Raw genomic sequence first — 690 nt, forward strand, 5'->3', positions numbered from 1 at the left:
GGTCACGGCCTAGTGAATGCGGAAGCGGCGAAGCTGTTCTTGGATGCGGGCTGTAATGGTCCTGACGGTGGCGGTAGCTCTGCAGATTCTAGCTACTCAAACACTAACCCTGTTGCGATTCCTGACAACAAAACCTCTGGTGCCATCAGCGCACTGAATGTCGATCGCACTGGCGACTCAGGTACTGTAAGCATTGACGTAGATATTAGCCATACTTACATCGGTGACCTACGAGTGACTCTGACTTCACCGACAGGTGGACAAGTCGTGCTTCACGACAATACTGGCGGCAGCGCTAACGATATCAAAACCACTTTCCAAGTTGATTTCTCTGGTTTTGAATCACAAGGTTCTTGGGAACTTAAAGCCGTCGACAGTGCCAGAAGAGACACAGGTACAATCAACAGTTGGTCTCTGACATTTCAATAAGGAGTGACTATGAAGAAGCTGACCTTACTTTCCGTAACGGCGGGGAGTTTGACCGCGCTATTGGCGATTGGCATGAGCGCCACCAGCCTTGCCAACAACCAAGGCTTTCCTCTTGTGGATGAGCGTCCAACAAGTGCAGAGCAACAACCGGCTCGCTATTTTGTGAAATATCACAAAGGGAAAGAAAGCGAAGTGAGAGCGCTTCTTCGTCACAACAACCTTGAAGTGGTCGATGCTTTGGTGAAACAGCAAGTGTTGGTA

2 protein-coding genes are annotated in these 690 nt (G+C 49.6%); both read left to right on the forward strand.

Annotated features, from left to right (window positions below):
• Window positions 1–429 (forward strand): proprotein convertase P-domain-containing protein (locus R7R24_RS27100; RefSeq protein WP_318120178.1); only part of this gene is annotated, 429 nt, incomplete at its 5' end.
• A 9-nt stretch (window positions 430–438) separates the two neighbouring features.
• A partial coding sequence (locus R7R24_RS27105) for an ATPase (RefSeq protein ID WP_318120179.1) occupies window positions 439–690 on the forward strand: 252 nt, incomplete at its 3' end.

Source organism: Vibrio sp. 704 (assembly GCF_033339295.1).